The sequence below is a fragment of the Streptomyces sp. WELS2 genome, from assembly GCF_013870595.1.
GTDB lineage: Bacteria > Actinomycetota > Actinomycetes > Streptomycetales > Streptomycetaceae > Streptomyces.
The window spans coordinates 1-7,921 of record NZ_JACBWZ010000245.1 but is presented as its reverse complement, the minus strand read 5'-3'; the positions used below and the strand labels follow the sequence as shown (position 1 = coordinate 7,921).

Here is a 7,921-nt window from a genome sequence, read left to right as displayed (position 1 = left end):
CCGCTGCACCAGGGTGACCAGGCTGCCCGCCGCGACGATCCACAGCGCGATCGGCAGCAGCCACTGGATGCCCGGCACACCGAACTTGTGCAGGCCCGCGAAACCGGCCGCGACCAGCGAGATCACCAGCCGCTCGGCGCGCTCGACCAGGCCGTTGACGGCGACCGGCAGCCCGATCGACTCGCCGCGCGCCTTGGTGTACGACACCACCTGGCCACTGGCCAGGCAGAAGATCGACACCGCGCACAGCACGTCGTCGTCACCGAGGCCCGCGTACCACAGCGCGAAACCGCCGAAGATCGCGCCGTCGGCGACCCGGTCCAGGGTGGAGTCCAGGAAGGCGCCCCAGCGGCTGGAGCGGCCCAGCTGGCGGGCCATGTTGCCGTCGACCAGGTCCGAGAAGACGAACAGGGTGATCACGACCGTGCCCCAGAAGAACTCCCCCCGGGGGTAGAAGACCAGCGCCCCCGCGACCACTCCGGCCGTGCCGATGAGCGTCACCGTGTCAGGGCTCACCCCCCGCCGGATGAGAAACGCGGCGAACGGTGTGAGGACACGCGTGAAGAATGCACGCGCGTACTTGTTCAGCATGGCCTTCCCGACGGTCGGTGACGCCGCGGCCCCTGCTGGCCGCCGGCTGGCCCATCGTAGCCACGCGCGCGCGTGGCCGACGGGCGGGCACCCGCGGCCGGTGCCCGGAAGCGGTGCGCACGCCGCCCCACGAGGCCGGAGTGACGGAAACGGACATCAGCGCACACTCTTCGTAGTCCTTCGTATGGACGCAACGTGACGGGAGTGGAAAGCTCGAATAACCGCGGGCGTCGCCGGAGCCGCCAGAGCACGCGGATCCCGCGTGTCCGCGCCCACAGTGACCTCACCGTGCACGGGAGGCAGGATCATGGGCGACAAGGCACAGACACACCACCCCGGAGCCGCCGGCAGGGCTCTCACGGCCGACCGGCCCACCTCCGTACGGAACGTGGTGCTGGTCGGCCACACCGGCTCCGGAAAGACGACCCTGGTGGAGGCCCTCGCGCTGACCGCGGGGGCGGTCAACCGGGCGGGCCGTGTGGAGGACGGCGGCACCGTCTCCGACTACGACGACATCGAGCACCGCCAGCAGCGCTCGGTCCAGCTCTCCCTGGTACCGGTCGAATGGGACGGCATCAAGGTCAACCTGCTCGACACCCCCGGATACGCCGACTTCACCGGGGAACTGCGGGCCGGGCTGCGCGCCGCCGACGCGGCCCTCTTCGTCGTCTCGGCCTCGGACGGGGTCGACGGCTCCACCCGGATGGCGTGGGAGGAGTGCGCGGCCGTCGGCATGCCCCGCGCGATCGTGATCACCCACCTGGAGGCCGCCCGCGCCGACTTCGAGGAGACGACCCGGATCTGCGCGCAGTCCTTCGGCGGCGACGACCCCGACGCCGTGCTGCCGCTGTACCTGCCGCTGCGCGGCCCCGAGGGACCCGACGGGCACGCGCCGGTCACCGGGCTGGTCGGCCTGCTGTCGCGCAAGCTGTTCGACTACTCGTCCGGGGAGCGCAAGGAGTCCGAGCCCGGCGAGGACCGGCTGCCGGGCATCGAGGAGGCCCGCAACCGGCTCATCGAGGGGATCATCGCCGAGAGCGAGGACGAGACCCTCATGGACCGCTACCTGGGCGGCGAGCAGGTCGACGACAAGACCCTGGTCCAGGACCTGGAGCGGGCCGTGGCACGCGGCTCCTTCTTCCCCGTGCTGGCCGCCGCCCCCGCCGCCGAGGGCGCCCGGCAGGGCCTCGGCACCGTGGAACTGCTGGAACTGGTCACCCGCGGCTTCCCCACTCCCTTCGAACACCCCATGCCCCAGGTCACCACGGTCGACGGCAGGCCGCGCGAGCTGAAACCCTGCGACCCCGACGGCCCGCTCGTCGCCGAGGTCGTCAAGACCTCCTCCGACCCCTACGTGGGCCGGCTCTCCCTGGTCCGCGTCTTCTCCGGCACCCTGCGCCCGGACCAGCCGGTGCACGTCTCCGGGCACGGCCTCGCCGACCGCGGCCACGAGGACCACGACGTGGACGAGAAGGTCGGCACCCTGTCCATGCCCTTCGGCAAACAGCAGCGCCCGGTGACCCACGCCGTCGCCGGGGACCTGGTGTGCGTGGCCAAGCTGGGCCGCGCCGAGACCGGCGACACCCTCTCCGCCAAGGACGACCCGCTCCTGATGGAGCCCTGGCAGATGCCCGACCCGCTGCTGCCGGTCGCCATCCGCGCGCACAGCAAGGCCGACGAGGACAAACTCTCCCAGGGCCTGGCCCGGCTGGTCGCCGAGGACCCGACGATGCGCCTGGAACAGAACCAGGACACCCACCAGGTCGTCCTGTGGTGCCTGGGCGAGGCGCACGCCGACGTCGCCCTGGAACGGCTGCGCAGCCGCTACGGCGTCCAGGTCGACGTCGTCCCGCACAAGGTCTCCCTGCGCGAGACGTTCGCCGCCAAGGCCACCGGGCGGGGCCGGCACGTCAAGCAGTCCGGCGGGCACGGCCAGTACGCCATCTGCGAGATCGAGGTGGAACCGCTGCCGGGCGGCTCGGGCATCGAGTTCGTGGACAAGGTGGTCGGCGGCGCGGTGCCCCGCCAGTTCATCCCGTCCGTCGAGAAGGGCGTCCGCGCCCAGGCCGCCAAGGGCGTCGCCGCCGGGTACCCCCTGGTCGACATCCGGGTCACGCTGCTGGACGGCAAGGCCCACTCGGTGGACTCCTCCGACGCCGCCTTCCAGACGGCCGGCGCGCTCGCCCTGCGCGAGGCCGCCGCGGACGCGCGGATCCATCTGCTGGAGCCGGTCGCCGAGGTGACCGTGCTCGTCGGCGACGCGTACGTGGGCGCCGTGATGAGCGACCTCTCCGGCCGCCGCGGCCGGCTGCTCGGCACCGAACAGGCCGGCTCCGGACGGACGCTGATCCGCGCCGAGGTGCCCGAGTTCGAGATCGGCCGGTACGCCGTCGACCTGCGCTCGCTCTCGCACGGCACCGCCCGCTTCGACCGCGCCTACGCCCGGCACGAACCGATGCCGCCGCAGATCGCCGAACGCCTCCGCGAACAGGCCGGGGACGAGGGGTAGCACGGAAGCACCGGACCGGCGCACGGGCGGGCGGCTTCGGCCGTCCGCCCACGGCTGTCGGTGCCGGCCGATACGCTGATCACCTGATGGCGTCGTGCCGCCGCCGTCCCGGCGGCGGCCCGGCGACCGGTCAACAGGTGTGCGGAGCAAGGAAGTCGGGAAGGCCGAAGGCCGCAGGCACGGCACCGGCGGCGATAGGGGCGGGAATGTCGATAGGAACGGAGTGGGACGGGCCCCAGGTACCCGTCTCGGTCGGCGAGGGACAGGCGGCGACCGCCGCGCTGGCCTCCGCGGCGTACCGGGACAGCCCGATCGAGGAGATCAAGAAGGCCGACAACGAGTGGCACGAGTCGACCGTCAAGGCCGGCCGGATCAAGATGTTCCGGCCCAATCTGGGCGAGGCGTTCTCCCGGGCCCTCGTGGACCGGATGCTGGCCCCCGGCCGCAAACCGCTCATCCAGTCCTTCGGCACCGAACCGCAGTTCGTGGTCGAACACGCCCTGGCCGCCAACAACATCCGCCGCGAGCGGGACAACCGCCTGACGGTCATCACCGTCGTGTGCGGCCTGGTCTTCCTGCCCGGCATGCTCGGCTGGCTGCTGGTCTTCCTGCTGCGCTCCTTCGTCGCCCGCCGCGACGACAAGCGGGCCGGGACGCTGGCCACCGTGCTCCTGCTGGGCTTCGGCCTGCTCGCCGCGCTGTTCCTGGTCAAGATGCCGTTCTCCGGCTTCTGGGCGTGGTACGCCCGCGCGGCCGTCGTGGCCCCCGTGGTCGGCTGGTTCCTGGCCAGGCGGCTGTGCGAACGCACCGCCAAGGACCTGCGCGCGCGCTGGGACGGCCTGCTCTCCGGGACCAGCGTCGGCGCCAAGATCCCGGAGGCCGTGCCCCGCGGCCCCGACCAGACCGCCGCCGAGGAGCTGCGCCAGTCCCTGGCCCGGCTGGCCGCGGAGCAGCAGTCCAACTCGGTCTTCTACGCCGGCCCCAAGGGCATACTCGGCATGGGCACCCGCTGGGGCGCCTGGCAGCTCGCCGAGGACCTGGTGCCCGCCGACCCCGGCCGGGAGATCCACCCCTTCCGCAGCTGGGACGTGATACGCGCGATCCACGACAAGCTGTCCCTGCTGGAACGCGGCCCGCTGCACACCGGCGGCTTCCCCAAGCCCTCCATACGGCACTGGATCGTCACGCCGATCGGCGAGAAGGCCACGGCGGTGTCCCGGCCCGAGGGCGCCGACGTCGAGGCGTTCCAGGTCAAGCCGCACGCCATACAGGAGATCTGCAACAAGCAGCAGTTCGGCAGCGGCGACCGGCACTACCTGGGCGTGCAGTGGACCCTGTGGGACGGACAGCTGGTGATCACCATGCTGATCACGGTGACCGTGCTGCACCAGACCCTGCGCATCGAGGTCACCGGGCACGCGCTGGGGCCGGTGAACCCGCTGTTCACCAGCAAGCCTGAGGCACCGACCAAGGAAGTCGCCAAGTCCCTCAAGCCCTGGGAGAACCGCACGATCAAGCTACCGCTGGTCACCACCGACGAGGTCGTACGGCTCGCCGTCCGCGCCCCGCTCACCTGGTACCCGCCGCTGCTGAACTGGCTCGGCGGCTCCCTCGGCCTGCCCGAGCCGTTCGGTCTGCGGCACGCCTGGGCCGACCAGCCGTGGCGCCATCGTTTCATGGCCGACGACGCGCTGCGCGCGGCCACGCCGGTGCTGCGGGTGGTGCACTCGGCGGCGATCAAGGTGCTGGAGGAGAACGGCGTGGACACCGAGAAGTTCGGCGCCCGCTCGTCGTTCCTCAGCGGCAACGTCCAGGACCCGACGCCGAGGAAGGCCGACCTCTACGACGCGTGAGCGGGTGCCCTCCCCGGAGGGCACCCCTCCGTCCGGCTAGGCGGCCGGCCAGGCCTCCGCGAGCATCTTCCGGGTGTCGGCCAGCAGCTGCGGCAGCACCTTCGTGTGGCCCACCACCGGCATGAAGTTCGTGTCCCCGCCCCAGCGCGGCACGATGTGCTGGTGCAGATGCGCGGCGATGCCGGCGCCCGCGACCGAGCCCTGGTTCATGCCGATGTTGAACCCGTGCGCGCCGGACGCGGTGCGCAGGGCCGTCATGGCCTGCTTGGTCAGCTCCGCCAGCTCGGCGGTCTCCGGACCGGTCAGCTCGGTGTAGTCGGCCACGTGCCGGTAGGGCACGGTCATCAGATGGCCGCCGTTGTACGGGTACAGGTTGAGCACGGCGTACACCTGCTCACCGCGCCGCACGATCAGCCCGTCCTCGTCCGACTTGGCCGGGATCGAGCAGAAGGGGCAGCCGTCGTCGGCCCCCGGACCGGTCGGCTTGTTCTCGCCCTGGATGTAGGCCATCCGGTGGGGCGTCCACAGGCGCTGGAACGCGTCCTGCGTCCCCACTCCGATCTGCTGCTCCGGCTCACTCGTCATGCTAGGCAGCATATGGCGTCACCCCGGCCCGCCGTGCGGCCGGGGCGGACTCGGGGCCCCGCCGCGCATGGGCGGGCCCCCGGGACGGCTGTCCCGGGGGCCGCGGATCCGGTACGGATCAGACCTGGGTCCGCTCCGCCACGATCTGCTCGATCTTCGCGATGGCCTCGTCGAACGGGATGCCGTTCTCCTGGGAGCCGTCGCGGTAGCGGAAGGACACCGAGCCGTTGGACATGTCCTCGTCGCCGGCGATGACCATGAACGGCACCTTCTGCTTCTGCGCGTTCCTGATCTTCTTCTGCATGCGGTCCGAGGAGGAGTCCACCTCGACCCGCAGGCCCTTCTTCTTCGCCGCGGCCGCGAACTTCCGCAGGTACTCCACGTGCGCGTCGCCGATCGGGATGCCGATCGCCTGGACCGGGGCCAGCCACGCCGGGAAGGCGCCCGCGTAGTGCTCCAGCAGGACGGCGAAGAACCGCTCGATGGAGCCGAACAGGGCGCGGTGGATCATGACCGGGCGCTGCTTGGAGCCGTCCGGGCCGGTGTACTCCAGGTTGAACCGCTCGGGCAGGTTGAAGTCGAGCTGGATGGTCGACATCTGCCAGGTCCGGCCGATGGCGTCCTTCGCCTGGACGGAGATCTTCGGACCGTAGAAGGCGGCGCCGCCCGGGTCGGGAACCAGGGGCAGGCCCTGCTTCTCGGCGACCTGGCGCAGGGTCTCGGTCGCCTCCTCCCACACCTCGTCGGAGCCGACGAACTTCTCCGGGTCCTTGGTCGACAGCTCCAGGTAGAAGTCGGTCAGGCCGTAGTCCCGCAGCAGGCCGAGGACGAAGGTGAGCGTCTTGTCCAGCTCCTCGGACATCTGCTCACGGGTGCAGTAGATGTGCGCGTCGTCCTGCGTGAAGCCCCGCGCGCGGGTCAGGCCGTGCACCACGCCCGACTTCTCGTACCGGTACACGGTCCCGAACTCGAACAGGCGCAGCGGCAGTTCGCGGTACGACCGGCCGCGCGCGTCGAAGATCAGGTTGTGCATCGGGCAGTTCATGGGCTTGAGGTAGTAGTCCACGCCCTCGTCGAGCTGCATGGGCGGGTACATGCCCTCGGCGTACCAGTCCAGGTGCCCGGACGTCTCGAAGAGCTTCCCCTTCGTGGCGTGCGGGGTGTAGACGAACTCGTAGCCCTCTTCCTCGTGGCGGCGGCGCGAGTAGTCCTCCATCACACGGCGGACGATGCCGCCCTTGGGGTGGAAGACGGCCAGGCCGGAGCCGATCTGCTCGGGGATCGAGAAGAGGTCCAGCTCGGTGCCGAGCTTGCGGTGGTCGCGCTTCTCGGCCTCGGCGAGGAAGTCGAGGTACGCCTTCAGCTCGTCCTTGGACGGCCAGGCGGTGCCGTAGATGCGCTGGAGCATCGGGTTCTTCTCGCTGCCGCGCCAGTAGGCGGCGGCGTTGCGCATCAGCTTGAACGCCGGGATGAGCCGGGTCGAGGGCAGGTGCGGACCGCGGCACAGGTCCTTCCAGCACAGCTCGCCGGTCTTGGCGTCCAGGTTGTCGTAGATGGTCAGCTCGCCGGCGCCGACCTCGACGTCCGCGCCGTCGTCGTGCGAGGCCGAGCCCTTGAGGCCGATCAGCTCCAGCTTGTACGGCTCGGCCGCCAGCTCCTCGCGGGCCGCCTCGTCGGTGACGACACGGCGGGCGAACTTCTGCCCGCGCTTCTGGATCTCCTGCATCTTCTTCTCGATGGCCTTGAGATCCTCGGGCGTGAACGGCTTGTCCACGTCGAAGTCGTAGTAGAAGCCGTCCTTGACGGGCGGGCCGATGCCCAGCTTGGCCTCGGGGAAGAGCTCCTGCACGGCCTGCGCCATGACGTGCGCGGTGGAGTGGCGCAGGATGTTCAGGCCGTCCTCGGACGAGATCTCGACGCCCTCGACCTCGTCGCCGTCGGACAGTTCGTACGTGAGGTCCTTCAGCTCGCCGCCCACGCGTGCGGCGATGATCGAGCGCTCGCCCGCGAAGAGGTCGGCGGCCGTAGTGCCCGTCGTCACCACGCGTTCTTCCCGCTCGGAATCGCGTTGGATGATCACACGGACGTCTGACACCGGTCTCTCCTGACTGAAGGTGGGGTGCGGCGCCATACCAGGAGCGCGCGCACAGGCGATCGTACCGACCCGACGGCACCGACCGCGAAACGGTCACCCTGCGTCCGCGCCCGGCTACGCGTCCCCGCCGGTGTCCTCGGGGAAGTCGGGGTGCTCCTGGAGGGACTTCAGCAGCCGGTCCCGTTCGGCGTCGTCCACCGGTACGACGGCGACACCGACGGCGCCGGTGAGTCTGCGGAAGCCGCCGCGGCGCTCCAGCCGGCCTCGCACGCGGACGGGCAGTCCGGC

Annotated in this window: 5 protein-coding genes; 2 read left to right on the top strand and 3 right to left on the bottom strand. The window is 71.0% G+C overall.

Annotation, left to right across the window (positions count from 1 at the left end):
* Nucleotides 1-591: phosphatidylinositol phosphate synthase (pgsA, locus tag H5J33_RS16345; RefSeq protein WP_181795638.1), on the bottom strand; the 591-nt coding region annotated here is incomplete at its 3' end.
* A 307-nt stretch (nucleotides 592-898) separates the two neighbouring features.
* On the opposite strand from pgsA, the gene H5J33_RS16340 reads away from it, so the two are divergent.
* Nucleotides 899-3,100, top strand: coding sequence for an elongation factor G-like protein EF-G2 (locus tag H5J33_RS16340; RefSeq protein WP_181795637.1), 2,202 nt, complete (start codon nucleotides 899-901; stop codon nucleotides 3,098-3,100).
* A 206-nt stretch (nucleotides 3,101-3,306) separates the two neighbouring features.
* Entirely contained in the window at nucleotides 3,307-4,953 is a 1,647-nt protein-coding gene (locus tag H5J33_RS16335; protein WP_181795636.1) for a hypothetical protein, read from the top strand.
* Nucleotides 4,954-4,989: 36 nt separating this feature from the next.
* Here the strand turns inward: H5J33_RS16335 and H5J33_RS16330 are convergent, their stop codons facing one another.
* Together H5J33_RS16330 and thrS are read right to left on the bottom strand one after the other, a co-directional pair.
* Nucleotides 4,990-5,550 (bottom strand): HIT domain-containing protein, encoded by a 561-nt coding sequence (locus tag H5J33_RS16330; RefSeq protein WP_181795635.1) that lies wholly within the window; start codon nucleotides 5,548-5,550, stop codon nucleotides 4,990-4,992.
* A gap of 106 nt (nucleotides 5,551-5,656) precedes the next feature.
* Nucleotides 5,657-7,633, bottom strand: a complete 1,977-nt coding sequence (gene thrS / locus H5J33_RS16325) for a threonine--tRNA ligase (protein WP_181795634.1) — start codon at nucleotides 7,631-7,633, stop codon at nucleotides 5,657-5,659.
* Nucleotides 7,634-7,921: the final 288 nt, after the last annotated feature.